This is a genomic window from Pseudomonas sp. CCI4.2 (assembly GCF_034350045.1).
Taxonomy (GTDB): domain Bacteria; phylum Pseudomonadota; class Gammaproteobacteria; order Pseudomonadales; family Pseudomonadaceae; genus Aquipseudomonas.
The window spans coordinates 1,023,279-1,047,970 of the sequence record NZ_CP133781.1; the positions used below are offsets into that span (position 1 = coordinate 1,023,279).

The 24,692-nt window shown below is 57.4% G+C and carries 26 protein-coding genes, 1 tRNA gene and 1 pseudogene; 21 read left to right on the forward strand and 7 right to left on the reverse strand.

Features of this window, described 5'->3' with window-relative positions; all coding sequences use genetic code 11:
* Window positions 1–62 precede the first annotated feature (62 nt).
* From RHM65_RS04435 to RHM65_RS04445, 3 genes are read left to right on the forward strand one after another with little or no spacing between them, the layout of a single operon-like run.
* On the forward strand, window positions 63–1,391 hold the full coding sequence (locus RHM65_RS04435; RefSeq protein WP_322184339.1) for a murein hydrolase activator EnvC: 1,329 nt from the start codon (window positions 63–65) through the stop codon (window positions 1,389–1,391).
* 34 nt (window positions 1,392–1,425) lie between these two features.
* Window positions 1,426–2,763, forward strand: a complete 1,338-nt coding sequence (locus tag RHM65_RS04440; RefSeq protein ID WP_322167144.1) for a S41 family peptidase — start codon at window positions 1,426–1,428, stop codon at window positions 2,761–2,763.
* 1 nt (window position 2,764) lies between these two features.
* Window positions 2,765–3,565 carry a divergent polysaccharide deacetylase family protein gene (locus RHM65_RS04445; protein ID WP_416195117.1) on the forward strand — a complete coding sequence of 267 codons (801 nt, stop codon included), beginning with the start codon at window positions 2,765–2,767 and terminating at the stop codon, window positions 3,563–3,565.
* A gap of 116 nt (window positions 3,566–3,681) precedes the next feature.
* On the opposite strand, the gene RHM65_RS04450 is transcribed toward RHM65_RS04445, so the two are convergent.
* The 7 genes from RHM65_RS04450 to RHM65_RS04480 form a co-directional block, all read right to left on the reverse strand.
* Window positions 3,682–4,482 carry an ABC transporter substrate-binding protein gene (locus RHM65_RS04450; protein WP_322184342.1) on the reverse strand — a complete coding sequence of 267 codons (801 nt, stop codon included), beginning with the start codon at window positions 4,480–4,482 and terminating at the stop codon, window positions 3,682–3,684.
* Between the two features lie 73 nt (window positions 4,483–4,555).
* Window positions 4,556–5,326 (reverse strand): imidazole glycerol phosphate synthase subunit HisF, encoded by a 771-nt coding sequence (gene hisF / locus RHM65_RS04455; protein WP_322167142.1) that lies wholly within the window; start codon window positions 5,324–5,326, stop codon window positions 4,556–4,558.
* 105 nt (window positions 5,327–5,431) lie between these two features.
* A complete protein-coding gene (gene hisA, locus RHM65_RS04460; protein WP_322167141.1) occupies window positions 5,432–6,169 on the reverse strand; it encodes a 1-(5-phosphoribosyl)-5-[(5-phosphoribosylamino)methylideneamino]imidazole-4-carboxamide isomerase in 738 nt (245 codons plus the stop codon).
* Window positions 6,170–6,276: 107 nt separating this feature from the next.
* A complete protein-coding gene (locus RHM65_RS04465) occupies window positions 6,277–6,537 on the reverse strand; it encodes a DUF2164 domain-containing protein (RefSeq protein WP_322167140.1) in 261 nt (86 codons plus the stop codon).
* Complete coding sequence (hisH, locus tag RHM65_RS04470) at window positions 6,537–7,175, reverse strand: imidazole glycerol phosphate synthase subunit HisH (RefSeq protein WP_322184344.1); 639 nt, start codon at window positions 7,173–7,175, stop codon at window positions 6,537–6,539. Before hisH ends, RHM65_RS04465 begins: the two co-directional genes overlap by 1 nt.
* Window positions 7,175–7,768 carry an imidazoleglycerol-phosphate dehydratase HisB gene (gene hisB, locus RHM65_RS04475; protein WP_322167138.1) on the reverse strand — a complete coding sequence of 198 codons (594 nt, stop codon included), beginning with the start codon at window positions 7,766–7,768 and terminating at the stop codon, window positions 7,175–7,177. The genes hisH and hisB overlap by 1 nt, the downstream gene beginning before the upstream one ends.
* A gap of 213 nt (window positions 7,769–7,981) precedes the next feature.
* Window positions 7,982–9,643: an OFA family MFS transporter gene (locus tag RHM65_RS04480; protein ID WP_322184346.1), complete on the reverse strand. Its 1,662-nt coding sequence runs from the start codon at window positions 9,641–9,643 to the stop codon at window positions 7,982–7,984.
* Window positions 9,644–9,892: 249 nt separating this feature from the next.
* Here RHM65_RS04480 and RHM65_RS04485 point away from each other — a divergent pair, with 249 nt between their 5' ends.
* The 18 genes and pseudogenes from RHM65_RS04485 to RHM65_RS04570 all read left to right on the forward strand — a co-directional run bounded on the left by RHM65_RS04485 (window position 9,893) and on the right by RHM65_RS04570 (window position 24,347).
* A complete protein-coding gene (locus RHM65_RS04485; RefSeq protein WP_322167136.1) occupies window positions 9,893–10,303 on the forward strand; it encodes an acetyl-CoA sensor PanZ family protein in 411 nt (136 codons plus the stop codon).
* 101 nt (window positions 10,304–10,404) lie between these two features.
* Window positions 10,405–12,636, forward strand: a complete 2,232-nt coding sequence (locus RHM65_RS04490) for an AsmA family protein (RefSeq protein WP_322167135.1) — start codon at window positions 10,405–10,407, stop codon at window positions 12,634–12,636.
* Window positions 12,633–13,697, forward strand: coding sequence for an A/G-specific adenine glycosylase (mutY, locus tag RHM65_RS04495; RefSeq protein ID WP_322167134.1), 1,065 nt, complete (start codon window positions 12,633–12,635; stop codon window positions 13,695–13,697). Before RHM65_RS04490 ends, mutY begins: the two co-directional genes overlap by 4 nt.
* Window positions 13,697–13,969, forward strand: coding sequence for an oxidative damage protection protein (locus tag RHM65_RS04500; protein WP_322167133.1), 273 nt, complete (start codon window positions 13,697–13,699; stop codon window positions 13,967–13,969). The genes mutY and RHM65_RS04500 overlap by 1 nt, the downstream gene beginning before the upstream one ends.
* Before the next feature lie 100 nt (window positions 13,970–14,069).
* Window positions 14,070–14,145 (forward strand) — tRNA-Phe (locus RHM65_RS04505).
* Window positions 14,146–14,352: 207 nt separating this feature from the next.
* Entirely contained in the window at window positions 14,353–15,567 is a 1,215-nt protein-coding gene (locus tag RHM65_RS04510; protein ID WP_322184348.1) for a tyrosine-type recombinase/integrase, read from the forward strand.
* Complete coding sequence (locus RHM65_RS04515; RefSeq protein WP_322184350.1) at window positions 15,557–16,285, forward strand: hypothetical protein; 729 nt, start codon at window positions 15,557–15,559, stop codon at window positions 16,283–16,285. Before RHM65_RS04510 ends, RHM65_RS04515 begins: the two co-directional genes overlap by 11 nt.
* Before the next feature lie 143 nt (window positions 16,286–16,428).
* Window positions 16,429–16,689 (forward strand): helix-turn-helix transcriptional regulator, encoded by a 261-nt coding sequence (locus RHM65_RS04520; RefSeq protein WP_322184352.1) that lies wholly within the window; start codon window positions 16,429–16,431, stop codon window positions 16,687–16,689.
* Window positions 16,690–16,989 carry a helix-turn-helix domain-containing protein gene (locus RHM65_RS04525; protein WP_322184354.1) on the forward strand — a complete coding sequence of 100 codons (300 nt, stop codon included), beginning with the start codon at window positions 16,690–16,692 and terminating at the stop codon, window positions 16,987–16,989.
* The gene (locus tag RHM65_RS04530) at window positions 16,986–17,642 is read left to right on the forward strand and encodes a KilA-N domain-containing protein (protein ID WP_322184356.1); all 657 of its coding nucleotides are present in this window, start codon (window positions 16,986–16,988) and stop codon (window positions 17,640–17,642) included. The genes RHM65_RS04525 and RHM65_RS04530 overlap by 4 nt, the downstream gene beginning before the upstream one ends.
* Window positions 17,643–18,249: 607 nt before the next feature.
* Window positions 18,250–18,417, forward strand: coding sequence for a hypothetical protein (locus tag RHM65_RS04535; protein WP_322184358.1), 168 nt, complete (start codon window positions 18,250–18,252; stop codon window positions 18,415–18,417).
* Complete coding sequence (locus RHM65_RS04540; protein ID WP_322184360.1) at window positions 18,414–19,133, forward strand: hypothetical protein; 720 nt, start codon at window positions 18,414–18,416, stop codon at window positions 19,131–19,133. Before RHM65_RS04535 ends, RHM65_RS04540 begins: the two co-directional genes overlap by 4 nt.
* Window positions 19,134–19,214: 81 nt before the next feature.
* Window positions 19,215–19,495 (forward strand): annotated as a pseudogene (locus RHM65_RS04545) (hypothetical protein).
* Complete coding sequence (locus RHM65_RS04550; protein ID WP_322184362.1) at window positions 19,488–20,369, forward strand: toprim domain-containing protein; 882 nt, start codon at window positions 19,488–19,490, stop codon at window positions 20,367–20,369. The pseudogene RHM65_RS04545 and the gene RHM65_RS04550 overlap by 8 nt, the downstream one beginning before the upstream one ends.
* Window positions 20,356–22,155, forward strand: a complete 1,800-nt coding sequence (locus RHM65_RS04555; RefSeq protein WP_322184364.1) for a DUF927 domain-containing protein — start codon at window positions 20,356–20,358, stop codon at window positions 22,153–22,155. The genes RHM65_RS04550 and RHM65_RS04555 overlap by 14 nt, the downstream gene beginning before the upstream one ends.
* 336 nt (window positions 22,156–22,491) lie before the next feature.
* Complete coding sequence (locus tag RHM65_RS04560; RefSeq protein WP_322184366.1) at window positions 22,492–22,797, forward strand: hypothetical protein; 306 nt, start codon at window positions 22,492–22,494, stop codon at window positions 22,795–22,797.
* Window positions 22,794–23,396: a hypothetical protein gene (locus RHM65_RS04565; protein ID WP_322184368.1), complete on the forward strand. Its 603-nt coding sequence runs from the start codon at window positions 22,794–22,796 to the stop codon at window positions 23,394–23,396. Before RHM65_RS04560 ends, RHM65_RS04565 begins: the two co-directional genes overlap by 4 nt.
* Window positions 23,397–23,399: 3 nt before the next feature.
* Window positions 23,400–24,347, forward strand: coding sequence for a hypothetical protein (locus RHM65_RS04570; RefSeq protein WP_322184370.1), 948 nt, complete (start codon window positions 23,400–23,402; stop codon window positions 24,345–24,347).
* Window positions 24,348–24,692 lie beyond the last annotated feature (345 nt).

The window sequence follows — 24,692 nt, forward strand, 5'->3', positions numbered from 1 at the left end:
TTTGCAGCGCGCGGCGGGCATACTAGGCTCTGTTCAAACTCCTCCTTGGTGTCGCCCGCCCCATGCTCCGCGCCCTGATCGCCCTAGTTCTCACGTGCTTGCTCACTCCAGCGTTCGCCGATGGGCGCGCGCAGACCCAACAACAGTTGGACGCTGCCCGCAAAGACATCACCGAGCTGAAGAAACGCCTCGGCGAGTTGCAGCAGGAGAAATCCGGCGTGCAGAAAGACCTGCGCGGTACAGAAACCGAAATGGGCAAGCTGGAAAAGCAGGTGGAGGCCCTGCAGAAGGAACAAAAAAAGACTGAAGTCGAGCTGCAACGGCTCGACCAAGAGAAAAAAAAACTACAAAGCTCCCGCGTTGAACAACAACGGCTGATCGCGATTCAGGCCCGTGCTGCTTACCAGGGTGGCCGTGAGGAATACCTGAAACTGCTGTTGAATCAGCAGAACCCGGAAAAATTCGCCCGGACCCTGACCTACTACGACTATTTAAGCCAGGCACGCTTGGCGCAACTGCGCAGTTTTAATGAAACCCTAAGCCAGTTGGCGGGTGTCGAGAAAGACATCGACCTGCAACAAGCGCAGTTGCTGGTACAGAAAAGCAATCTTGAAGATCAGCGCCAAGCGCTGGATAAGGTTCGTCAGCAACGCCAACAGGCCCTCGCCAAGCTTAATCAGGATGTGAAAGCTCGCGACGACAAACTGCAAATCCGCCAGCAAGAACAAAATGATTTGGCGAATGTACTGAAAACCATCGAGGAGACCTTGGCCCGACAAGCTCGCGAAGCTGAAGAAGCCCGCCAGCAGGCCTTGATCGCCCAGCAGCAAGCAGAAAAACAGCGTCAGCGTGATGAAGAAGCTCGCGCGCTGGCAAAGAACAGCGACAAACCCGGCAGCCGCAATGATGACGACGAAGCGCCGGTAAAACGTCCTGTCAAAGCGCCTGGGGCAATGGTTTCCAGTGCTGGTGCTTCGTACGGCGGACCTTTTGAGCAAGCAAAGGGAAAACTTCCTTGGCCTGTTGATGGTCGATTGTTGGCGCGTTTCGGTGAAACACGCGGCGACGACGCCCGAACCAAGTGGGACGGCGTGATGATCAGCGCTCCAGCTGGCAGCCAAGTACACGCCGTCCACGGCGGTCGCGTGGTGTTTGCCGACTGGTTGCGCGGCGCGGGGCTTCTGGTCATTCTCGACCACGGCAACGGCTTTTTGAGTTTGTACGGCCACAACCAGAGTCTGCTCAAGGACGCTGGCGACATTGTTAAAGCGGGTGAGGCGATTTCCACGGTAGGTAACAGTGGTGGTCAAGAAACACCGGCGTTGTATTTCGCTATACGTCAGCAGGGTCGCCCTAGTGACCCGGCGCAATGGTGCCATGTCCAAGGATAGGCTGGTGCCAACCTCAGGTTTAGGAGTTCGTTCGATGCTGCATTTGTCCCGCCTCACTTCGCTGGCTCTGGCTATTGCGATCGTTATCGGCGCTCCTCTGGCAACCGCCGCAGAAGCTGTAAAACCTTCAACACCTGCTCCAGCAGCAGCCGCGGCCGCTCCAGCCGCCAAAGCGCCTTTACCGCTTGAAGAATTGCGCACGTTCGCTGAGGTCATGGATCGGATCAAAGCCGCCTACGTCGAACCTGTCGATGACAAAACTTTGCTGGAAAATGCCATCAAGGGCATGCTCAGCAACCTCGACCCGCACTCCGCCTATCTGGGCCCCGAAGACTTCGAAGAGCTGCAGCAGAGCACCAGCGGCGAATTCGGCGGCCTGGGTATCGAGGTCGGTATCGAAGACGGCTTTATCAAAGTGGTCTCGCCGATCGACGACACTCCAGCGTCCAAAGCTGGTGTTGAAGCGGGCGACTTGATCGTCAAGATCAACGGCGCGCCGACTCGCGGTCAGACCATGCAGGAAGCGGTCGACAAGATGCGCGGCAAAATCGGCGAAAAAATCACCCTGACCCTGGTGCGCGACGGCGGCACCCCGTTTGACGTGACACTGGCGCGGGCGACTATTCAGGTCAAGAGCGTCAAATCGCAGATGCTGGAAAATGGCTACGGCTACATTCGCATCACCCAGTTCCAAGTCAAAACCGGCGAAGAAGTCGGCAAGGCGCTGGCCAAGCTGCGCAAAGACAACGGCAAGAAAATGAGCGGTCTGATTCTCGACCTGCGCAACAACCCCGGCGGCGTGCTGCAAGCGGCGGTGGAAGTGGCGGACCACTTCTTGACCAAGGGCTTGATCGTTTACACCAAAGGCCGTATCGCCAACTCCGAACTGCGCTTCTATGCCGACCCGGCCGATGCCAGCGAAGGCGTGCCATTGGTGGTGCTGATCAACGGCGGCAGTGCTTCGGCGTCGGAAATCGTTGCCGGTGCGTTGCAGGATCAAAAACGCGGTGTGCTGATGGGCACTGAAAGTTTCGGCAAAGGCTCGGTGCAAACCGTACTGCCATTGGCCAATGACCGAGCGATCAAAATCACTACGGCGCTGTATTACACGCCTAACGGCCGGTCGATTCAGGCCCAGGGTATCTCGCCAGACATCGAAGTACGTCGCGGCAAGTTCACCTCCGATGCAGACAGCGAGAACTACAAAGAAGCTGACTTGGCCGGTCACTTGGGCAACGGCAACGGTGGCGCGGACAAGCCGACGCCAATGACCAAAGCGGCAGCGTCGAAAGCGCGCCCACAAGACGATGACTTCCAGTTGAGTCAGGCGCTGAGCTTGCTCAAGGGCTTGAGCGTTACGCGCGGCAACTGACATGGGCGTGCGGCTGCTTGTAGGGGTTTTGGCCCTGTCGGTAAGCTTGATCGGCGCTGCTCAGGCCGCGGCGGTTGAAGCGGTAAAGACCGGCAGTGCGCCGCACGTTGCTTATCTAAGCCTGGTGATCGACGACCTTGGTCAAACGCCTGCGGGCGACAGCCGTGCCTTGGCCCTACCCGGCCCGGTTACGCTGGCAATTATGCCGGACACCCCACACGCCACTGAATTCGCCCGTCAGGCTCACCATAAGGGCAAGACTGTGATTCTGCACATGCCCATGGACCCGGCGACCGGACCGTTTGCCTGGCATCCCGAACTGCCCCTTCCCGAACTGGAAAAACGCCTGAACGCTGCGTTGCTTGCCGTGCCGTACGCGGCGGGCATCAACAACCACATGGGCAGCCGCATGACGGCCGAACCCGTGGCAATGACCTGGTTGGTGGCAGAGTTGCAGCGCCGTCATTTGTTTTTGCTCGACAGCCGGACCAGTGCCAAGACCGTGGCGGCCGCCGAAGCGCAACGCATTGGGCTGGCCAGTTTGTCCCGGGATATCTTTCTGGATGATGAGCGTACTACTGAAGCGGTGACTGCGCAGCTCAACGCGGCCATCGCATTGGCTCACAAACAAGGCTCAGTGGTGATGATCGGCCACCCCTACCCCGTCACCCTCGACGTGCTTGAACGCGAATTGCCACGCCTCAAAGCGCAAGGCATTGTCTGGATCGACCTGCGCCAAATGATCGGCTTACGCGGCAATCAAGCGATGGCCGGGCATGGCAAGAATGGGATTTATCGTTGAGATCAAGCCTGTAGAGCCAACTTGGTGGCGAGACAAGCAACGCTGCACTTTGTCAGATACAACGCATTGCTGCCCTTCGCCAACAAGTTGGCTCCTTCAGATCGATCAACCCTTCGCTACAAATACCGCCCCAATATCTCGTCGATCTTGCCTTCAGCGCGCATTTCATCGAGCGCTTTTTGCAGTTTGGCGACAATCTCGTCGGGCACTTCTTTGTTCAGCGCCAGGAATAACTCGTCGCTGTTGAAGCGCAGTACGGTTTTGAGGCCGGCAACGCCTTCCTGGCGCGCCAGGTAGCGGCCTGATGGATCGCCTGTCGCCCACAAATCAATCTGACCCTCGGCAAGCTTTCTGGCGTTATCTTGGTCTCGTAACACCAGCACCGGGTTTAGCCCGTCGGAAGCCAACTGATCGGCAATGCGATCACCTTTATACGCGCCAATTTTATATTTTTTGGCTTGTTGCAGGCTGCTTAGCTCGATTGTGCTGTCGGCGCGCGCCAGCATAATCCAGTCATCCGGACCAATGGGACCTACCCACTTGAAGAGTTTTTCCCGGTCAGGCGAACGGGCCGTTGAGAAAACTCCGTAGCCCGAAGTTTTCATCGCGAGTTTGTAAATGCGGTCCCAGGGAAAACGCAGGGTCATGCTGTAGCCGACCCCGGCGCGTTTGAAGGTTTCGCGCAGGATTTCGGCAGAGATACCGGCAATCTTGTTGTCCGGGGCGAAGTTTTTGCCATCCACCGCCATGTTGTAGGGCGGGAAATTTTCCGTCAGCAACACCACCGAATAAACAGGCGGTGCGTCGGTTGACGCTGCATCCACTACCGGCGTCTCGCTACTGGCGTCGGCCGCATGAGCGGCGCCCGCCAGTAAAAAACCAATCCCGATTACTGCAAGAAAAACACGTTTAAACATGTGCTAGCCCCCGTCCATGACAGCTTTAGAGTGCAGCGCGACGGCACTGATGTCCAGTCGCCATCAATGGTTTTTAGCGCATTACGATGCCGCGACTGGCCATGTAGGCCTTGGCTTCAGGAACGGTGTATTCGCCGAAGTGAAAAATACTCGCCGCCAGCACTGCGCTGGCATGGCCTTCCAATACGCCGGCCGCCAAATGCTCGAGATTGCCGACACCGCCCGAAGCGATCACTGGAATTCCCAACGCATCGCTGATAGCGCGGGTTACGCCCAAGTCGAAGCCATTTTTCATGCCGTCTTGATCCATGCTGGTGAGCAAAATTTCACCTGCGCCCAGCTCTTCCATCTTCTTGGCCCATAGCACAGCGTCCAGCCCTGTCGGCTTGCGCCCGCCATGGGTGAAAATCTCCCAGCGCGGGGTTTCGCCCGGCAAGGAAACACGCTTGGCGTCAATGGCGACCACGATGCACTGCGAACCGAAACGCGCAGCGGCTTCACCCACGAAGTCTGGGTTGAACACCGCAGCAGTGTTGATCGAAACCTTATCGGCCCCCGCATTGAGCAGGTTGCGGATGTCTTGCACGGTGCGCACACCACCGCCCACGGTCAGCGGGATAAAGACCTGGCTGGCCATGCGCTCGACGGTATGCAAGGTGGTATCGCGGCCATCAACGCTGGCCGTGATGTCGAGAAACGTAATTTCGTCTGCGCCCTGCTCGTCGTAGAGGCGGGCGATTTCCACCGGATCACCGGCGTCACGAATGTTCTCGAACTTGACGCCTTTGACCACTCGGCCGTTGTCGACATCGAGGCAAGGGATGATGCGTTTGGCCAGGGCCATGGGCTTAATCTCCGATTAAGAGTGGCAAGCGTCAAGCTTCAAGCCACAAGTTAATGCACACCGATGATCGGCTGTTACTTGCAGCTTGAAGCTTGCAGCTTATGGCTACCCTGCATAACTGTCACAAAACGCCTGGGCCTCTGCCACATCCAGTGTCCCTTCATAAATCGCCCGGCCGGTGATAGCGCCGATGATTCCTGGCGCGCGAGCGTCCAGCAGGGATTTAATGTCGCCCAGGTTGTGAATGCCACCTGAAGCGATCACCGGGATACGCGTTGCCGCCGCCAGTGCTGCCGTGAACGGGACGTTGCAGCCCTGCATCATGCCGTCTTTGGCGATGTCGGTATAAACAATGGCCGAGACGCCGTCCGCTTCGAAACGCTTGGCCAGATCAATTACCTGGAGGGTACTGATTTCAGCCCAGCCATCGGTGGCGACGAAGCCGTCTTTGGCATCCAGCCCCACAATGATCTTGCCGGGAAACGCACGGCAGGCTTGGGCAACGAATGCGGGGTCTTTCACCGCTTTGGTGCCGATGATCACGTAGCTGACGCCGGCTTTGACGTAGTGCTCGATGGTGTCCAGCGAGCGAATACCGCCGCCAATCTGGATCGGCAATTGCGGGTAGCGTTTGGCAATCGCCGTTACCACGTCGCCGTTGACCGGCTGGCCTTCAAACGCGCCGTTTAAATCGACCAGATGCAAACGACGGCAACCGCCTTCAACCCACTTGGCGGCCATGCTCACCGGATCATCGGAGAACACCGTGGAATCTTCCATACGGCCTTGGCGCAGACGCACACAGGCACCGTCTTTAAGATCGATAGCGGGGATAATGAGCATGCGTTTTTCCTTCGTCAAAAGAGCGGCAAGCTGCAAGCCGTAAGCTGCAAGCATGCGTGTCTACCAATCTGTCTTGCAGCTTTAAGCTTGAAGCTTCTAGCTGTTTTTCAACTGTTCTTCTCCAACGCCCACACGTCGCTTTCGATGCTGTCGAACCTCTCTTTGAGGTGCGCCTGGACATCAAAAATCGCCCGATTGTAGTAGTGCGGAGCAATTTCGCGAGTGAACAGCTCGAGGATTTCAGCCGCCTCAAACGAACCTAAATCCAGTTCGAAACGGTCCGCCATGAACCGTTTGATCTTGTGGTTCGCCTCACTTTCCTGTTCAGGGGTGAGGGTCAGGATCGGCGGCTTGGCCTTCTTGGCCATTACCAACGACCGTCCCATGCAGCGAAGTTCTGCAACAGCTGCAGGCCATGGGTATGGCTCTTCTCTGGGTGGAACTGCACGGCAAAGCGCGAGCCTTCAGCCAATGCGGCAGCGAAATCCAGACCGTAATGACCACCGCCCACCACTTGCCGCTTATTGGCAGCATCGATGTAGTAGCTGTGTACGAAATAGAACCGCGCCATGTCCGCGATGTTGTGCCACAACGGATGTTCGACGGTTTGTTTTACTTCGTTCCAGCCCATGTGCGGCACTTTCAGGTGTTCGCCATCGTCATGCAAATCCTTGCCGAAAAAGCGCACCTGCCCAGGGAACACACCGATGCAATCGACACCGCCGCTTTCTTCGCTGCGCTCAAGCAAGGCTTGCATGCCGACGCAGATGCCGAGAAACGGACGGTCTTGGCTGACTTCACGCACCAGCGCGTCGAAGCCCAGGCGGCGGATTTCAGCCATGCAATCGCGAATAGCGCCAACACCGGGAAACACCACACGGTCAGCTTCGCGAATCACCGCAGCGTCGCTGGTGATCAACACCTTGCCGGCGCCGACGTGTTCCAGCGCCTTGGCGACTGAGTGCAGGTTGCCCATGCCGTAGTCGATAACCGCGACGGTCTGCATCAGAGCACGCCTTTGGTCGATGGCATTTGCCCAGCCATGCGTTCATCAAGCTCTACAGCCATGCGCAGGGCGCGGCCGAACGCCTTGAACACAGTCTCGATCTGGTGGTGGGTGTTGGTCCCACGCAGATTGTCGATGTGCAACGTTACGTTGGCGTGGTTGACGAAGCCCTGAAAGAACTCTTGAAACAAGTCCACATCGAAGCCGCCAACGGTAGCGCGGGTATAGGGCACGTGCATCTGCAAGCCAGGGCGGCCAGAGAAGTCGATGACCACACGCGACAGCGCTTCATCGAGCGGCACATAAGCGTGACCGTAACGACGAATGCCTTTTTTGTCGCCAATCGCTTTGCTGAAGGCTTTGCCCAAGGTGATACCGACGTCCTCCACCGTATGGTGGTCGTCGATAGCCAAGTCGCCTTTGCATTCGATGTCCAAGTCGATCAACCCGTGCCGGGCGATCTGATCGAGCATGTGCTCAAGAAAAGGAACGCCGATATCAAATCGGGCCTTTCCGGTGCCATCCAAATTGATCGAGGCTTTGATCTGGGTTTCCAGAGTGTCGCGCTCGACGGACGCCTTACGTTCGGCCATCACTAGCTCCGCAAAATCATTGGGCGAAAAAGGCGAGCATTATAGGCCTAGAACCGGCTGCCATGAAGCAATCAGATACACCACACATCCTGTAGGAGCGAATTCATTCGCGATGAGGTCAGCATAGCCACATCATTGGCGGCCTGATGCACCACATTCGCGAATGAATTCGCTCCCCCAGTGAAGTTATTACCGTAAATTCAACGCTACCGATCAGTGAAACAACACCGCCGTTTTAAGCAGGGTGACCCAAACGCCCCATGCCAATGGAATACCGACTGCCAACCAGGCAGCAACCACCAATGGCTTGCTGGCAGCGGACGCTTTCCACTCCAACACCGTGTTGTGGTCAGCGCCGACATCGTGACCGTAGGATTGCTCTGTAGCCAACTCATCGTCAGCCATGAAATATTTATCGGCAACCGGGCGAACCAGCAAGTTGCAGATGAAGCCCAACACCAACAGGCCCGCGAGAATGTACAGCGTGATGTCGTAAGCGTCAGAGCGCGCAACGCCAAGGCTTAATTGGTATTCACGCAAGTAGTTGACCAACACCGGACCCAACACACCCGCCGCCGCCCAAGCCGTCAGCAGCCGACCGTGGATTGCGCCAACCATCTGCGTGCCGAACAAGTCGGCCAAGTAGGCCGGCACCGTAGCGAAGCCACCGCCGTACATCGAGAGGATTACGCAGAATGCCGCGACGAACAGTGCAATGTTGCCGGTATGACCCAAGGTCGGTACCGACGCGTAGAGCACAACCCCCAGCACAAAGAACACGAAATACGTGGCTTTACGGCCGATGTAGTCAGAAAACGTCGCCCAGAAGAAGCGCCCGCCAATGTTGAACAGGCTCAACAAGCCGGTAAATCCGGCTGCAATGGCTGCGATCTGACCCAACTGACCGGCATCCAATTGCCCGAATGCCAACCCGTTGCCGAGTAATTTGCCGGCGAACACTTCCTGCAACAACGGCGACGCCATGCCGAGAATGCCGATACCCGCCGACACGTTCAGGCACAGAACCAGCCACACCAGCTTGAACTGGGGGGTTTTCCAGGCCACGCTCACGTGCACATGACGGTGCGTGATCATAGCGTTGCCGGCTTTTTTAGCCGGAGCGGTCCAGCCTTCAGGCTTCCAACCCGTGGGTGGTACGCGATATGACAATGCGCCGCCAATCATGAAGACGAAGTAAATTGCTGCCATGGCCAGAAAGCTTTGCCAAACCCCCATGCCGGTGGGCGAAGCGAAATAGCCCATCAACGCCGCAGCCAGCGGAGCCCCAACCATTGCGCCTCCGCCGAAACCCATGATTGCCATGCCAGTCGCCATACCGCGTTTATCTGGAAACCATTTGATTAAGGTCGACACCGGGGAGATGTATCCCAGGCCCAGACCAATACCGCCGATTACCCCGGAGCCGAGCCACATCAATCCTATCTGGTGGGTATAGATACCCAAGGCAGAAATCACCAGCCCACCGCACCAGCACACCGCCGAAACCACACCGGCCTTGCGCGGACCCGCTCGCTCCAACCACCCCCCCCAAACAGCGGCGGAACACCCCAAAAAGATGAAGAACAGCGTAAAGATCCAGCCCAACATCGAAATAGGCCAGTCGCAGCTAGATGAGAAAACTTGAGTCAAAAAGCTCGTGTTCGGCGCGCAGGCAACTGAAGCGGTAATACCAACGGCTTTAGATAACGGGATCCAAAACACTGAAAAGCCATACGCCATGCCGATACACAAGTGGATCGCTAGAGCGGCAGGTGGGACTAACCATCGGTTAAACCCGGGCTTAGCGATAATGCGTTCTTTGGATAAAAAAGCAGGCTGCGCAACAAGGCCGCTTAGAGTGGCACTTTTATTCATTATTATTACCCCAAATGGTACATACGCATGGCTGAACACCTTATTGCGCCCGCAGCCTTCTATCCTCAAAGGGCGTTTGCTTTTTACGGCAGAAATTCTGATGACGTGACAAAACGACGCAGCAGGATCGGCAGTGTTCGAGAGGTTAACATCTAGAAACAACATGGAAAGCAATCTGATATCGGTTTTTTTGTTACAACGTTTGCTAGCTGTTGCGCTCACGCCAGATCAAGACCCTGAGGAAAAGTAATGCCCATTGTTGTCGAGTCAGTACACTCAGCCACTTATCAGGACCAGGAAGATCTGCAAAAAATCTATCGCGATGCCCCCCAGTGGCTATTAGCGCCGTTCCACGATGGTCAGGCATTGATTGAGTCGGGGCTAAGCGAAGGCACATTACTCGCGGCACGTTTCAATGATCGACTGCTGGGCGCCGCTTGCGTTCAACGCAACAACAACATTTGGCACCTATCTCAACTGTGCGTAAGAAAATTGACCCGGCGCCGAGGGGTCGCAGAACGCCTGTTGGTCGAGGCACAAAAAATGGCCCGCGTTGCAGGCTGTGAACTGCGCTTGCTGGCGCCTGTCGGACATCTTGAGGCCCAAGCTTTGGCGGCCAAATTCCATCTGATTCTCGATCCGCAGCTGGCTCAGAGCTGAGGGAATGCACACAACAAAAAAACCGTCCGCGGCACGGTTCCAGTCGAGAACGCTATACTCGCGGGCTAAATTTTGAATGAATCCATCACAAGGACTCGCCTATGAAAGCGTTCGGCAAAATCCTGGGTCTGGTTATTCTCGGGTTGTTGCTGATCATCGTGGCTCTTGGCTTTGCCCTGACCCATTTTTTTGATCCCAACGATTACAAAGACGAGATTCGCCAATTGGCCCGCGACAAAGCCCATGTGGAGCTCACCCTAAAAGGTGACATTGGTTGGAGCCTGTTCCCTTGGCTTGGCCTGGAGTTGCATGACGCCAGCGTCGCCACCTTGGTGACCCCGACCAAACCGTTTGCCGATTTGCAGATGCTTGGTCTGTCAGTTCGCGTGCTGCCGCTGTTGCGCCGCGAAGTGCAGATGAGCGATGTACGCATCGAAGGCCTGAACCTGACGTTGAACCGTGACGAAAACGGCCACGGCAATTGGGAAGACATTGGCCGCCCAGCCCCCTCCACCGTAGCGCCCGCGCCAACACCTGAAAACGCCAGCGCTAATTCCGGAAAAAACACGCCAGCAGCGCCAGATAAATCATCGCAGCCGATCAAGCTCGATATCGACAGCCTGACCGTCAACAACGCCCGCATCGATTACAGCGATGCCAAAACTGGCCGGCAATTTACTGCCGAGAGTATTCAATTGAGCACCGGCGCCGTGCATGAAGGGGCCAATATTCCGATCAAGTTCACTTCGTTTTTCAGCACCAATCAGCCGGTAATACGCGCCAAGACCGAACTGGTCGGGCAGTTGCGCTTTGACCGTGCGCTTAAACGCTACCAGTTCGAAGACATGCGTTTGTCCGGAGAAGCCTCTGGCGATCCATTGGACGGCAATACCCTGACCTTCGCTGCACAAGGCCAACTGCTCGTCGACATGGCGGCCAATATCGCGGACTGGAATGGCCTGAAGTTTTCGGCGAACCAATTGCGCGCACTGGGCGAGTTGCATGTACGCGATCTGGACAAGACACCACAGCTGAGCGGCGGCCTGTCCATCGCGCAATTCAACCTGCGGGATTTTCTCGAAAGCATCGGTCAAACCGTACCCGACATAGACAAAGACAGCTTGAAGAAGGTCGAACTGGTCGGTCGCCTCACCGGGAGCCCCACCAGCCTTGCCGTCGAAGACCTCAACATGAAGGTTGACGACAGCACGTTCAGTGGACGCTTGGCCGTTGACGACTTTGCCAAGCAAGCCATTCGCATCCAACTCAAGGCCGACACCTTTGACGCCGACCGTTATCGTCCCGCCAGGAGCGATGAGGCCAACAGCGCGGGTGCTGCCCGTAAGTCTGAAGTGACCGGTACAGAAAACCAGGCGTTCGCCACAGCGGGCGGGACGACCCCTCTGCCCAATCAGCCGACCCAGGTTGCCTGGAGTAATGATCGTCTGTTACCGCTGGAGCGGATGCGCAAACTCGACGCTCAAGCTGACCTTAGTTTTGGCCAACTGACCATCGATAGATTGCCGATACGCAATGCCGTGCTGAAAACCCACGGTCTCGATGGACAGATCACGCTGGATAGCCTGCGCGGCAACATTAGCAACGGTGATTTCGAAGTCAAAGGCACGCTGGATGTTCGACCTGATTTGCCAGTAGTGACCCTGCAAACCCGTGTCAACAAAGTTCCGGTTGAAAGCTTTTACCGGAGCGAGGATAACGCGCCTGTCAGAGGGTTGCTGACCTCACGCAGCGACATGACCGGCAAAGGCAATAGTCAAAAAGCGTTGATTGACGGCCTCAACGGTACCGCCAGTTTCATGCTCAACAACGGCGTGCTGGTCAACGCAAACCTGGAGCAGCAAGTCTGCCAAGGCATCGCCAAGCTAAATCGCAAAACGTTGAGCGCCGAACCTCACGGCAAGGACACGCCTTTTCAGCAACTCGGCGGCACCTTGGTCATACGCAACGGCGTTGCCAGCAATCCGGACCTGAAAGTGCAAATCCCCGGTTTAACGGTTAACGGTAACGGCGACATCGACCTACGCGTACTGGGCATGGATTACCGCATCGGCATCATCGTCGAAGGCGACAAGAGCGACATGCCGGACCCGGCCTGCCAAGTCAATGATCGCTACGCCAATTTCGAATTTCCGTTGCGCTGCCGTGGACCACTGGAGCTGGGCGCCAAGGCGTGCCGCGTCGACAACGAAGGATTGGTCGAAGCCGCGGCCAAATTGGCAGGTGACAAGATCGAGCAGAAAATCGACGACAAACTAGGCGACAAAATCAATCCACAGCTCAAGGACGCGCTCAAAGGTCTGTTTAAACGATGAAAGCCGAGCAGTTTTCAACGGCTGTACTGGAATGGTACGACCGCCACGGCCGGCACGATCTGCCGTGGCAACAGGGCATCACGCCGTACCGGGTTTGGGTGTCAGAGATCATGCTGCAACAGACTCAGGTCAGCACCGTTTTGAATTACTTCGACCGGTTCATGGAAGCCTTGCCAACGGTGCAGGCCTTGGCTCAAGCGCCGGAAGATGAAGTGCTGCACCTGTGGACCGGACTCGGTTATTACACCCGGGCCCGCAATCTGCAAAAGAGCGCAAAGATTGTGGTGGCTGACTATGCGGGGGAGTTTCCTCACGACGTGGAGAAACTCATCGAATTACCCGGTATCGGCCTCTCCACCGCTGGCGCCATCGCCAGCTTGAGCATGGGCCTGCGTGCGCCGATCCTCGACGGCAACGTCAAGCGCGTGCTGGCGCGCTATACCGCCCAAGAGGGTTACCCTGGCGAGCCCAAGGTGGCCAAACAGCTGTGGGCGAACGCTGAGCGCTTCACGCCGCACACCCGAGTCAACAACTACACCCAAGCAATGATGGACCTGGGCGCAACGCTCTGTACCCGCAGTAAACCGAGTTGCCTGCTCTGCCCGCTGGAAAAAGGCTGTGAAGCGCACCTGTTGGGTTTAGAGATCCGGTACCCGATTCCCAAACCGCGCAAAACCGTGCCACAAAAGCGCACGCTGATGCCGATGCTCGCTAACCGCGATGGCGCCATTTTGCTGTACCGACGTCCCTCTACGGGCCTCTGGGGCGGGTTGTGGAGCTTGCCTGAGCTGGATCAGTTCAGTGACCTGGAGCATTTGGCCAACCAACACGCGCTGGCACTGGGCAAACACCATGAGCTGCCGGGCCTGGTTCACACCTTCAGCCACTTCCAGCTGTCCATCGAACCGTGGCTGGTACAGGTCGAAGAGTCCGCCAACCACGTGGCCGAGGCCGACTGGCTCTGGTATAACCTCGCCACCCCACCGCGCCTGGGCTTGGCTGCCCCGGTGAAGAAGCTGCTGAAACGCGCAGCCGACGTATTGAACGCAGGAGAGTTGTAATGACCCGCACCGTGATGTGCCGCAAGTACAAAGAAGAATTACCCGGCCTGGACCGCGCTCCTTACCCAGGCGCCAAAGGCGAAGACATCTTCAACCACGTTTCACAAAAGGCCTGGGCCGACTGGCAGAAACACCAGACCCTGCTGATCAACGAACGTCGCCTGAACATGATGAACGCCGAAGACCGTAAATTCCTCCAGGTCGAAATGGACAAGTTCCTCTCCGGCGCCGATTACGCCCAAGCAGAAGGCTACGTCGCGCCCAAGGAATAACCCTTTGCAGCCACTGTGGGTCGTAAGCAACGGTAATAACTGACTATTTTCAACAACACGCTTGACGACCCCCAGAAAAACAAGTCTAATGCGCCCCGTTGCCCAGATAGCTCAGTCGGTAGAGCAGGGGATTGAAAATCCCCGTGTCGGCGGTTCGATTCCGTCTCTGGGCACCACCTTTCGTTTTCAGGTGATGTCAAAACCACCCGAAACACTACAAGAAGCTCGCCTAGCGCGGGCTTTTTGTTGTCTAGCGTTCCCAAGCGTTCCCTTGTAAGCCCGGACGATTGTGAGTAGATTCGTGAGTAGATTCAGTTCGGTCTAGAAATCTACTCACACCCGGCAGCAATACGCCCGCCCGGTGCGGCCCGCAGGAGGCTGCTTTGTCACTCTCAGACACCACCATTCGCACCGCCAAGCCAAAAGAGAAGCTGTATCGGCTCAGTGACGCCAACGGCCTATGCCTGGAAGTCACGCAGACGGGCTCCAAGCTGTGGCGGTACCGCTATCGCTTCAATGGCAGTGCAAAGATGCTGGCGCTGGGTTCATATCCCGCAGTCACGCTGGCCAAGGCTCGACAATCCCGTGACGACGCGCGTCAGCTGCTCGTTGATGGCATCGACCCTGGCCAGCACAAGAAAGCCACCAAACAAGCACAGGCCGTTGACGGCGTAACTTTTAAGGAGTTGGCGCTCGAGTGGTTTGCCTACAATTCCCCTCGCTGGGCAGAGAGCACCACCTACAAGGCAAAGCTGTACCTTGAAAACGATTTGATACCCGGCATTGGCGCCCGCCCGGTGAAAGCGATCACCCGCCCCGATCTGGTGGAACTGGTGCGCAAGGTCGAAGCAAGGGGTACGTTGAATGCCGCTGGCAAGATCCGCCAATGGTTGCATCAGATATTCCGATACGGGCTGGCCAAGGGTGTTGTGGACGCCAACCCCGCCACCGACCTGAGCGTGGTAGCGGCACAGGCCAAAGCTGCCCGCCATCATCCACACGTCAACTTTGCCGAACTGCCAGAGCTACTGGGCAAGGTCGACGCTGCCAAAATTCATGCCCTGACCCGCCACGCCATCAATCTGCTAGTGCTGACCGCTGTTCGCCCTGGCGAGCTGCGCCAAGCTCCGTGGTCGGAGTTCGACTTAGACGCCGCGCTATGGACGATCCCAGCTGCCCGCATGAAAGCCCGCCGCCCTCACGTTGTGCCGCTTCCCCGCCAGGCTGTTGCCATCCTGCGCAAGCTTCAGGAAGTGACCGGGCATTATTCACTGTTATTTGCTGGCGCCAACCCTGAGCGGCCAATGAGCGAGAACACCGTCAATAAGGCGCTGCGCCAGATGGGGTACGAAGGCCGGCAGACGGGCCACGGATTCCGCCACTTGCTCAGCACCGAACTGAACGGGCGGGGGTACAACAAGGATTGGATCGAGCGCCAGCTTGCCCATGGCGACACTGACGAGATTCGCGGCACCTACAACCACGCTGCCTACGTGGCGCAGCGCAGTGAAATGATGCAAGCGTGGGCTGATTCAATCGATAATCTGTGTTCAGCCGAGAACACGTCAGCACAGCCGGACGCATCTAATGCTGCGTAAGTATTTCAGCTATATCGATCTAGCTGATGCTATTGAAGATTTGAATAGCGTGTGTGAAGGCTCAGGGTTATTTCTGGGAAATATCCATCATCAGTTTACCGACTCGCTCTCCACAATGCTTTGCATCCTGGCGGATTCGGCAACAGAGGACCTTCCAGAAGATGCTTGGAAGGGAATGCCCTCAGAGGTACTCACGACACGGGTATCGGCGCTGATTGAGAATAGCTTGGAGTTGATTTCCGTGGCTGCCGAGGTGCCTATGCCAGGGCCAAAGGTATCAATGGAAAATACCGTAAATCGACTGATTACGCTGACCATCGCAGCGACGTGGGGAAATTTTGAACTGCACCAAAAGACCGCGCTCCACGTCTACCAATACGACAAGCTGGGCTGGGCCATTCATAAGAAGCGGTTTGCAGAGGCGTTTGTCATAACAGAGCTGATTGCACAAACACGGGGCGAACTAGATTCCATATTCGCCGTACATCACGCCCAGGCCAAACAGTTCGAACAATTGTCAGCAGCTGCAAAGGCCCGAGCTCACAAACGCCATGCTCCTACTAACAAAATTAAAATCTCCCTGCTAGCTGAGTGGGACGAGAGTTCTAAAGAGTACAAAAGCCGCGCTGACTTCTGCCGCATTATTGCTCGCCGCGACGGTATAAAAGAGAGAACGCTACAAGAATGGATTCAGGCTCACCAAAAAAAGAATCTGTGAGTTAACTACTGGGTGCGCTGCAGACCGTACATTATGCTGGGCAAACTGTACGGTCTGCGCGGCATGCCGGACTGTCAGCAGCGCTTACGACCCGCCAGCATTGTCATCGTCGATTACCCAAACCGCCTCAGGAGGCGCAGACGATGACAGCCACAACCCACTCCATCAGCAAGCAATCCCATCAGACCGCACTCGTCTCCGGCGACAAGCCAGCGATCCGCTTCATTAAGCGCCAGGCCGTGGAAGGCATTACCGGACTTTCCTGTACCGAGATTTACCGCCGCATTGGCGCCGACAACTTCCCGAAGCAAGTCATGCTGGGGCCGAAGTGCGTAGTGTGGGTCGAGGCTGAAATTTACGGCTGGATGAATGAGCGCATCGCCGAAAGCCGGCAGGTGGCATAAATGAAAAAGGCCACGATCCCAGAAGAGAAACGAAGCCTGTCGCAAGACAATAGTAACACCAGCGTCAGTGCTCAGAACTCACGGCTTGCCGGTCGTATGGAGCAAGGCTCCATTGATACGTTCGCCATAATGCGCGAACTAAATATCTGTCGCCCCGGCGCGCGGATCTGTGATTTGCGAAACGCCGGTTACAAGATAATTACCAACCGGATAGTTTTGACAGACGAGTGGGGGCGCACCCACCGAGGTGTTGCCGTGTACACCTTGATCGCCAAGCCTGGCGTAAGGGCGGCCGCATGAGCGCCACAATCATTCCCTTCGACTACGAAGGCCATACGGTACGCTTCAACGCTGACGGCTGGATCAATGCGACTGAAGCCGCCGCACGGTTCGGCAAAGAGCCAGCGCAATGGCTTCGGCTGCCCGACGCGATCCGCTATCTGGAAGGGCTGGAACGTACATATGGGAAAATCACATATGTAAAAACCAGTCGCGCTCGGGCTGATCGGGGTGGCGGAACTTGGATTCACCCACGGTTGGCAGTGAAGTTTGCCCGCTGGCTTTCAGTCGACTTTGAAATCTGGTGCGACGAGCAAGTTGATGCCTTGGTACGAGGTGAAATCAACTCACGGTCAGTCGCCCGCCGATTGGCGGCGGTCGGCTACCGGAGCTTGTGTGATGCCCTGTCGATCACTCATGACTCCATTGGCAAGACCACGAAGCCGCACCACTACATGAACGAGGCCAGGTTGATTACCGAGGTCATCACCGGCGCATTCAAGGGCCGCAACCGTGACCAACTGACCCAGGCTGAACTTGAGCTGATCATGCTGGTGGAAAATCGCGACGTGCTGTTGATCGGTCAGGGCAAGGACTTTGCGGCCAGGAAGAACCATCTGCTGGGCTACGTCGGTGATCTGCAGATGAAACTGATCGGGAGCAAAGCCGCATGACGCCCACTCAATCATTCCCGAGTGTTGCCAAGTTCGCACATCGGCGGTATGGTGCGCCCGTCGCTGCAAATTCAGCGACTCGGGTTTGGCGACCCGGAAATGAAATTGACGCACAGGCGTCTATGATCCGAAAGCAGGCGCCTTTTGTTTGTCTGCAATTTCGCTCTATGACGGCTGTGCGTGGGAGATCTTCGGGTCTGCCGGGTTTCAATTTCCCCGGTTCGCCAACCTGCGCACAGCTGTCACCCTCAAATCGTTTGGCGACGATCCGTGGCAGCTCCAAAAATGAAATTGGAGCCGTAACTATGCAGTTCTCCCGCACTCAAAATCCGTCCGCCGCATCCAGCAAAGCCGCCGCACACCGCGCTATGGCAATCTCCGCGCTCCAAGCTGACTCTAGCCTCAGCGTCAGATTGAAACGCTACAACGCTCACATGGAACAAGCCCGCACTCTGGAAACAGTTGGCGGTGCACAATGACTCGCGCAACCACTACGAATGCCTGCTTGGGCAATGCTGCCGCAACGATGGAAGCGACGGGGCAGTTTGTGTGGGCTATCGGTAGCCTTCTTCAGCGTTTGGCCGACTCCGGCGACGAGGAGGGAATCATGTCCCAGTCTGTAATCGCTGGCTTGGGGCATGGCCTCAGACTCGTCAGCGTTCGCCTTCAGGAAGACGCAGAGCATTACCTTGAGCGTGTTCAAAGCGCTGCCAAACCCGCGACACAAAATGCGGAATCCGAAATCGTGTCGGCAAATGCGGCGGTGTCGGTATGAAAACTGACACCACTCTTCGCCTTACCCGCAGCCAATACCGAAAATTTGCCGAGCAGGTTAAGCACGCTGGCTGCGCGCTGAGCCTTTCGACATTCCGCGCAATGGGAAACTGCTGGGGAATCTTTGACCCCCGCGCCAAGCTCACTTGTATGGACGTTTCGACAGACGACCTGATGTTTACCGAGTGCGCGAACATTCAACTGTCGACGAGCGTACAGACCGGCCTTATGCGCAATGAGTCGCGCCCCGAGATCGACTGGTCCGCTCTTGAGGATGACGAAATCTACCCGTTCATCGTGGCGCACGAAGTGGGTCACCGTATGGATAACTTCTGCTACTGGGATACCAGCCGTATCGATGATGAGCAGATCCGCACGCGCTGCGAAAGCACTATCCGCAGCATCAATGAAGTCCTGGCTGATCGTTATGCATGGAGCCAAATCCGCCCCGGTGAGCCAGTTCCATTGTGCGAATACGGCAAAAGTATCCAGGACGAGGTGGCTTTCGATCTTGCTCTGATGGACAAGTACATACCACGGGTTCACCGAGAAGCCAGAAAGCTCCCGTCAGGCCGGTATCTGCATATTCCCGAAGCCATGCTTTTGACTGACTCGCTGATTTCGTACGTCGGCACGGGCGTGTCAGCGGCTGCGGTGATCTCGGTACGAGAAAAAGCCAGAACCTACCGCCGCGACACCCGCTCGAGGGCGCGCTAATGACTGTGATCCTAGGCCGGAAAACCGCGCCAGCCACACCTTCAAAACAGCGTGCCGAAACTCTGATCTAAGAGGCTAACCATGGAATTTCAAATTGGCGTATCAACGCCAACGCCACCGGCTTGCCCTAAGAAAGCCATCGAGCTTTTTTCGTTACGCATCCGAAGGCACCAAAGGCATTGCTGGGGCCGTTCCTGAGTCAAGAGGATGCCGCGTGCGGGCTTGTGGTGATGCGTAGCGCCGAAGCGGTGGTGACATCTTCGCTAGTAGACGGTATCGACGAGTTGACGCGCTGGACAGGCATCAATAACGGCGCCATCTGCCGGGCGTTTGCTGGCACATCTGGTGGACATCATGAATGACACCGTGATTCTTTTTCGTGAAGCCCTTCAATCGGTACACGGGCCGCTCGACTGGCCGCCCGAACCAGACGGCGATATTCACCGGTTCCATGTGCCCGGAGACAAGTCCGGCAGCGTAAACGGTTGGTACGTCCTGTACCTGGACGGCATCGCTTCAGGCGCATTCGGCAGTTGGAAAACCGGTGGCACCATGACCTGGTGTAGCCGTGAGCCGGTCGACGCCCGTGAGGCCGAGCAGGTTCGAGAACGCATTGAGCAGGCCCGGCGCCAACGCGAAGTCGAACGCCAACGGCGCCAGAAGATCGCAGCCGAATGGGCCGGCCGTTGGTGGAGTCACGCACGCCGCGCCGATCCTGATCATGCTTATTTGGTCGCCAAGGGTGTACGTGGCCACGGCCTGCGCCAGCGCGGTGACGAACTGCTAATCCCGCTCTATGCCAACGGCCAACTGGTCAATCTACAACGTATCGGCCCGGACGGCGGCAAGCGCTTCCTCGCTGGGGGCAAGGTCAGCGCCAGCTATTCCACGTTCGGCACCATCACGCCCGACCGGCCTATATTCATCTGCGAAGGCTGGGGCACTGGCGCAACGCTCCATCAGGACGGCGGCTATACCGTCGCCGCCGCGATGAATGCGGGCAATCTCAAGCCGGTGGCGCTGGCGCTGCGTGCGCGGTACCCGAATCAAGAAATCATCATTGCCGGCGACGACGACAGGCTCACCCCTGAAAACCCTGGGCGCGCGTCAGCCAATGCCGCCGCCGCAATCGCTGGCTGTCTGGTGACTTTCCCCGAATGGCCCGCCGACGCGCCCGACACGCTGACCGACTTCAATGATTTGGCCGTATGGAGTAAAGCCCATGGTATCGCCTGAAACCAACGTCATCAACTTGCGCCCTGAAGCGCCCACGGTCGTGCCTGAGCGTCCATGCTGGGCCGTGTATGAACATTGGGTTATCAACGAGAAAGGTCGCCGGCTGCGCCCCGGTGTGTACTGGCATGGTTTCAAACGCGGCGGTGCCGACGATGAAGCGGACGACGACAAGACAGACCGCCCTATCACGGATGAGTGGATCGCCAGCCCGGTCACCGTCGTGGCTCGCACCACCAATAGCGATGACGGCAGCGAAGGCCGCTTGCTTCGACTGGTGACCGAGGGCGGTGTTAAGGAATGGATTATTGCCATGGAAGTGTTCGGCGGCAGTGGCGAGGATGCCAGGCGTGCGCTCTTTGGTATGGGCGTGATCATTGCTCTCAAAAAACGCGGCACGTTCATGGAGTTCCTATTAGATCAGCGCCCCGCCGAGGTGTTCGCCACAACCTGTCGCCCGGGCTGGCATGAGTCGGGCGCGTTTGTACTGCCCGGCCATACGATCGGTAGCGCCAAAGTGCGCTATCAGGCGAGCAACAAGGCCCAGGTACTGTTCAGCCGGCGCGGCGAGCTGGAGCAATGGCAGACTCAGATAGCCGCCAAATGCGCAGGTAATCCCGTACTGACGTTAGCGATTGGCTGCGCGCTGGCTGGCCCGCTTCTGAGTCTCGTTGGCGTACTGGGCGGCGGTGTTCACCTGGTGGGCGACAGTTCCAGCGGCAAGTCACTGGCGCAACTGATCGGCTCGTCAGTGTGGGGCGACCCTGGCATCTTCGCCGCGTCGTGGGACATGACCAAAGGCGGCTTGGAGATCGAAGCATCCAGCCGCAACGACACTATCCTGCCCCTTGATGAGATCAAGCGCGCCGACCCCAAGCGTGTACAGGAAATGGCCTACTCCCTCGCCAACGGCCAAGGCAAGGGCACCATGACCCGTGAGCGCGAAGGTCGGGCCAAACTGAATTGGCGCCTACTCACCCTTTCCAGTGGCGAGCGGTCGCTTTCGGAACACGCCGCCATATCCGGCAATGCCGCCCATGCTGGCGCTGAACTGCGGATGGTCGACGTGAATGCCGGTACCCGCACCCACCGGGCCTTCGATGACTTGCACGGCCATGAGGGCGCTGACTTCCACCGCCTGCTCACCGTAGCCGTTGGCGCCCATCACGGGCACCTTGGGCCAGCGTTCGTTGAAAAGCTTGTTACCGCCGCTGACAAACCGGGGCTGCTTAAGGATTTTGACGGCATTCGGGCGCAGTTCGTTGAGGACAACGCCCAGGCCGGTCGAGTCGCCGACCGCTTCGCCGTGATCGCGCTGGCGGGTGAAATGGCTATCGCCTATGGACTGCTCCCTTGGCCAGCCGGTAGCGCGCTCGCCGACTGCCAATTGCTCTATGGGGAATGGCTCTCCCGCGTTGGTGGAGGCAATGCCGAAGACCGGCAGATCCTCGCTGGCATTCTGGATTTCATCGACAAGCACGGCAGTAGCCGGTTCTCCAACGTGGATGATCAGACCGTCGACGCCAAGGTGTTCAACCGCGCCGGGTACTGGGAGACCGTGGGCCAGAAACGCCTCTACCTGTTCAACAAGTCGGCGCTGGTCGAAGCAGCTCACGGGTTCGGCCTTACCCGCGTCATCAAAGCGCTTGAGGTGGGTGGCGCCCTCGCCAAGCACGACACCGACCGCGATAGCCGCAAAACAAAGAAATACCGCATTCCGGCCGGTGGCTCCGCTCGCTTGTACGTGATCGATCCCGAAGTCATGGACGGCGAAGGTGGAAGCGTATGACCCGTATTAGCACCAAACACGAATGCCCGAGTTCACAGGAACCTATAAACGTGGGGAACAGGGGGAACGGGGGAACGGCCTTTAAAACCGTGGCCTGTAGCCGTTCCCCCTTATTAGATGTATGGGGAACAGGGGGAACACAAACATGTTTTTCAATATAAGAGCGCCAGCCTTTCTGAACATTTGGTTATCACTGTTCCCCACAAAAAAACATGGGGAACAGAAAACCCCGCTGGAAGCCCCGGAAACACTGGGTGTTCCCCCCGTTCCCCCGTTCCCCCATTTATTTTCCACAGTGACATTTGGGCAATGGCGGAATTCGACGGCGGTGAAGCCATGAGCCTCCTTTCAAGCCTGCTCGATCACATGCCGCCGACCATCGCTGGTGCCGACAAACCGACCATGGCGAATCGCACCACGGATCGTCCACGTTTGGTGCTGGTCGAGCGCCCCGCCCAATTGCAGGCAAGCACCTACACCAATGCCGCCAATGCAACGCGTGAGTGGCGCCACGCCCGCGACCAATACATCAGCCACGTTATGGCGTGTCGTTCCTGCTACGCGCCGACAGCCCGTCACTGCCTAGCTGGCGCTGACCTGCGCGCCACTTATGACCGCACACCTATGGAGTCGCACCAATGACGCCGAACCTCATCATCGCGCTGTGCAACATCGGATTGAAGCCAAACACCAGCGCCGCCACGAAACTCATCACCAACCGGCGTATTTGTCGCGTCGTTGCTCATCAACTCGACTCAATCCATAGCGAACGCCGCACCATGCGTCGTGAAGCGGGCAAATTGAAAGCGTTTATGCCATTCACCCGGCAAGCCATTGCAGACCTGGAGCAGCGAGCGCAGGCACACCGAGAGGATGAGCGCAGTGGGGCGCGCTTTGTACTGGCTGGGTTTGGACAATCACTGATGTTCGACCGCGAAGGGTTGGCCGATGCGCTGGGCTTCGACCGTATGTGCGACCTGATGAGCGTCAACCCGGTTCATCGCCAGCAAGCGCACAAGGACGGTGACACCAGTCTTCGCGGAGTGGCCTACCTATCCCAACTGGAGGACAGCGCCACCGGGTACGGCGGCGAATGGGGTGACGGTGGCCCGCTGTATCGCGCCTGTCATGCCGCAATGATCCATTTCATCAAGGAATGCCCTGAGCACCTGCTACCCGATCCGTTCGCACCGGGTGAAGTGTTCGGCCCGAAGTTGCCGCCAAAACTGAGGATGGTGTAAGCCATGACTACGCCAGATATGAAACTGGGGGATTCATCCTTGAAGATGAAACGGGGGGTTTCAGAACACCAGCGCCGCCAAGTGCTGGATCTGCGCCGCCGTCACTCACTGCGCGAAGTAGCCGAGGCAACCGGCCTACCACTGGGAACGGTCAAGACAATCGTTAGTCGTTCGGGAGTATTCCGGGACAACGAGGCCCACCGCACGCTGTTCTGCCTGCCACCGATAACAGTCAGTGCCGAGACGTTGCCCAGCGTGCCGGAGCTGCCACCACAGCAACGCGTGACGGGGGACAAGGAAGTCGACGCCGTGTTGTGGCTGCGCTCCGTCATCAAGACTGGCAACTCTGCGCACATCGAGACTGCCCTAGCTGCGGCCAAGCGAATCAAGACCCCGCTCGATGAACTTGAGAAGCGGTATAGCCACCTGCTGTCTGATGCTGACCCCGGTAACTGGGCGGTGGTGTTCAAGACCATCGGCTTTGCCAATCTAGAAGGGCTGGCGCGCTCCGCCATTGCCGACCAACACGCTCGGGAAGAAGGCCGTGCGCGCTTCGGTGATCGTGCCATGTTCGACACTGACGCCGAGGTGTTTTGTGCTGAAGTCTTGGACGGAGCCAAGATTGGTCAATACGGATCAATCGACGAGGCTGACATAGCTGTCCGCTTCAAAGGGCGCCCGGATCTGATGCCGTGCACATTGGCGGACTGCCTGTACGAGCTTGATTACTGGCACAAGCTGTACCGACTGAGGTGCGCGTTCTGCGACAGCTCCACAGACGCCGAGGGACCGCAGGAAGCCAGCTCCCGTGAACATTTCGTGTTTGGATTGCTTGCCGAGATCAGGCCGCGACATAAGGACGAGGCCAAAGCCGTGCTGCGATATTTAGTCGCCAGTGATCGGCGCGACACTGCGGACGCAAATCGCATCATAGAAAACCTGATTGGGTGAGAATCTGGTGAGGCATTAAACCCAGGCACCCACCGCTCAAAATTCATTCGCTGATCAAACTACCGGGATGACTCCAGTTTCCGCGCCACGAAATGAAAACTAGAAAACGTAGCGCGTGACGACAGGCCGTGACAAAGCGGAATCGTCACGCCGCAGCAGGGAGCTGAGTTCCGACTTTGTAACGTAGCAGAGAACCCTTTCCTAGATATTCCGAACGCCCACCCGCCTACCCCAGTCAGACCAAATGATCCGACTCAGATCAACAGGTCTGACTCGCAGACCTTCACTTGACCATGCTCGCGCATTAGGCGATGGGCTAGTGCTATCCTGCGCGATAACGGGAAT

Bases quoted from the DNA above. Each gene is read 5' to 3' on its own strand.
- hisB (WP_322167138.1), bottom strand. From the start codon at position 7,768: ATGGCCGAACGTAAGGCGTCCGTCGAGCGCGACACTCTGGAAACCCAG.
- RHM65_RS04555 (WP_322184364.1), top strand. From the start codon at position 20,356: ATGGTATCGCCTGAAACCAACGTCATCAACTTGCGCCCTGAAGCGCCC.
- RHM65_RS04515 (WP_322184350.1), top strand. From the start codon at position 15,557: ATGCTGCGTAAGTATTTCAGCTATATCGATCTAGCTGATGCTATTGAA.
- RHM65_RS04440 (WP_322167144.1), top strand. From the start codon at position 1,426: ATGCTGCATTTGTCCCGCCTCACTTCGCTGGCTCTGGCTATTGCGATC.
- RHM65_RS04465 (WP_322167140.1), bottom strand. From the start codon at position 6,537: ATGGCCAAGAAGGCCAAGCCGCCGATCCTGACCCTCACCCCTGAACAG.
- RHM65_RS04450 (WP_322184342.1), bottom strand. From the start codon at position 4,482: ATGTTTAAACGTGTTTTTCTTGCAGTAATCGGGATTGGTTTTTTACTG.
- hisA (WP_322167141.1), bottom strand. From the start codon at position 6,169: ATGCTCATTATCCCCGCTATCGATCTTAAAGACGGTGCCTGTGTGCGT.
- RHM65_RS04480 (WP_322184346.1), bottom strand. From the start codon at position 9,643: ATGAATAAAAGTGCCACTCTAAGCGGCCTTGTTGCGCAGCCTGCTTTT.
- RHM65_RS04490 (WP_322167135.1), top strand. From the start codon at position 10,405: ATGAAAGCGTTCGGCAAAATCCTGGGTCTGGTTATTCTCGGGTTGTTG.
- RHM65_RS04445 (WP_416195117.1), top strand. From the start codon at position 2,765: ATGGGCGTGCGGCTGCTTGTAGGGGTTTTGGCCCTGTCGGTAAGCTTG.
- RHM65_RS04485 (WP_322167136.1), top strand. From the start codon at position 9,893: ATGCCCATTGTTGTCGAGTCAGTACACTCAGCCACTTATCAGGACCAG.
- RHM65_RS04435 (WP_322184339.1), top strand. From the start codon at position 63: ATGCTCCGCGCCCTGATCGCCCTAGTTCTCACGTGCTTGCTCACTCCA.
- hisH (WP_322184344.1), bottom strand. From the start codon at position 7,175: ATGCAGACCGTCGCGGTTATCGACTACGGCATGGGCAACCTGCACTCA.
- RHM65_RS04570 (WP_322184370.1), top strand. From the start codon at position 23,400: ATGACTACGCCAGATATGAAACTGGGGGATTCATCCTTGAAGATGAAA.
- RHM65_RS04550 (WP_322184362.1), top strand. From the start codon at position 19,488: ATGAATGACACCGTGATTCTTTTTCGTGAAGCCCTTCAATCGGTACAC.
- RHM65_RS04535 (WP_322184358.1), top strand. From the start codon at position 18,250: ATGTCCCAGTCTGTAATCGCTGGCTTGGGGCATGGCCTCAGACTCGTC.
- mutY (WP_322167134.1), top strand. From the start codon at position 12,633: ATGAAAGCCGAGCAGTTTTCAACGGCTGTACTGGAATGGTACGACCGC.
- RHM65_RS04500 (WP_322167133.1), top strand. From the start codon at position 13,697: ATGACCCGCACCGTGATGTGCCGCAAGTACAAAGAAGAATTACCCGGC.
- RHM65_RS04520 (WP_322184352.1), top strand. From the start codon at position 16,429: ATGACAGCCACAACCCACTCCATCAGCAAGCAATCCCATCAGACCGCA.
- RHM65_RS04540 (WP_322184360.1), top strand. From the start codon at position 18,414: ATGAAAACTGACACCACTCTTCGCCTTACCCGCAGCCAATACCGAAAA.
- hisF (WP_322167142.1), bottom strand. From the start codon at position 5,326: ATGGCCCTGGCCAAACGCATCATCCCTTGCCTCGATGTCGACAACGGC.
- RHM65_RS04565 (WP_322184368.1), top strand. From the start codon at position 22,794: ATGACGCCGAACCTCATCATCGCGCTGTGCAACATCGGATTGAAGCCA.
- RHM65_RS04560 (WP_322184366.1), top strand. From the start codon at position 22,492: ATGAGCCTCCTTTCAAGCCTGCTCGATCACATGCCGCCGACCATCGCT.
- RHM65_RS04525 (WP_322184354.1), top strand. From the start codon at position 16,690: ATGAAAAAGGCCACGATCCCAGAAGAGAAACGAAGCCTGTCGCAAGAC.
- RHM65_RS04530 (WP_322184356.1), top strand. From the start codon at position 16,986: ATGAGCGCCACAATCATTCCCTTCGACTACGAAGGCCATACGGTACGC.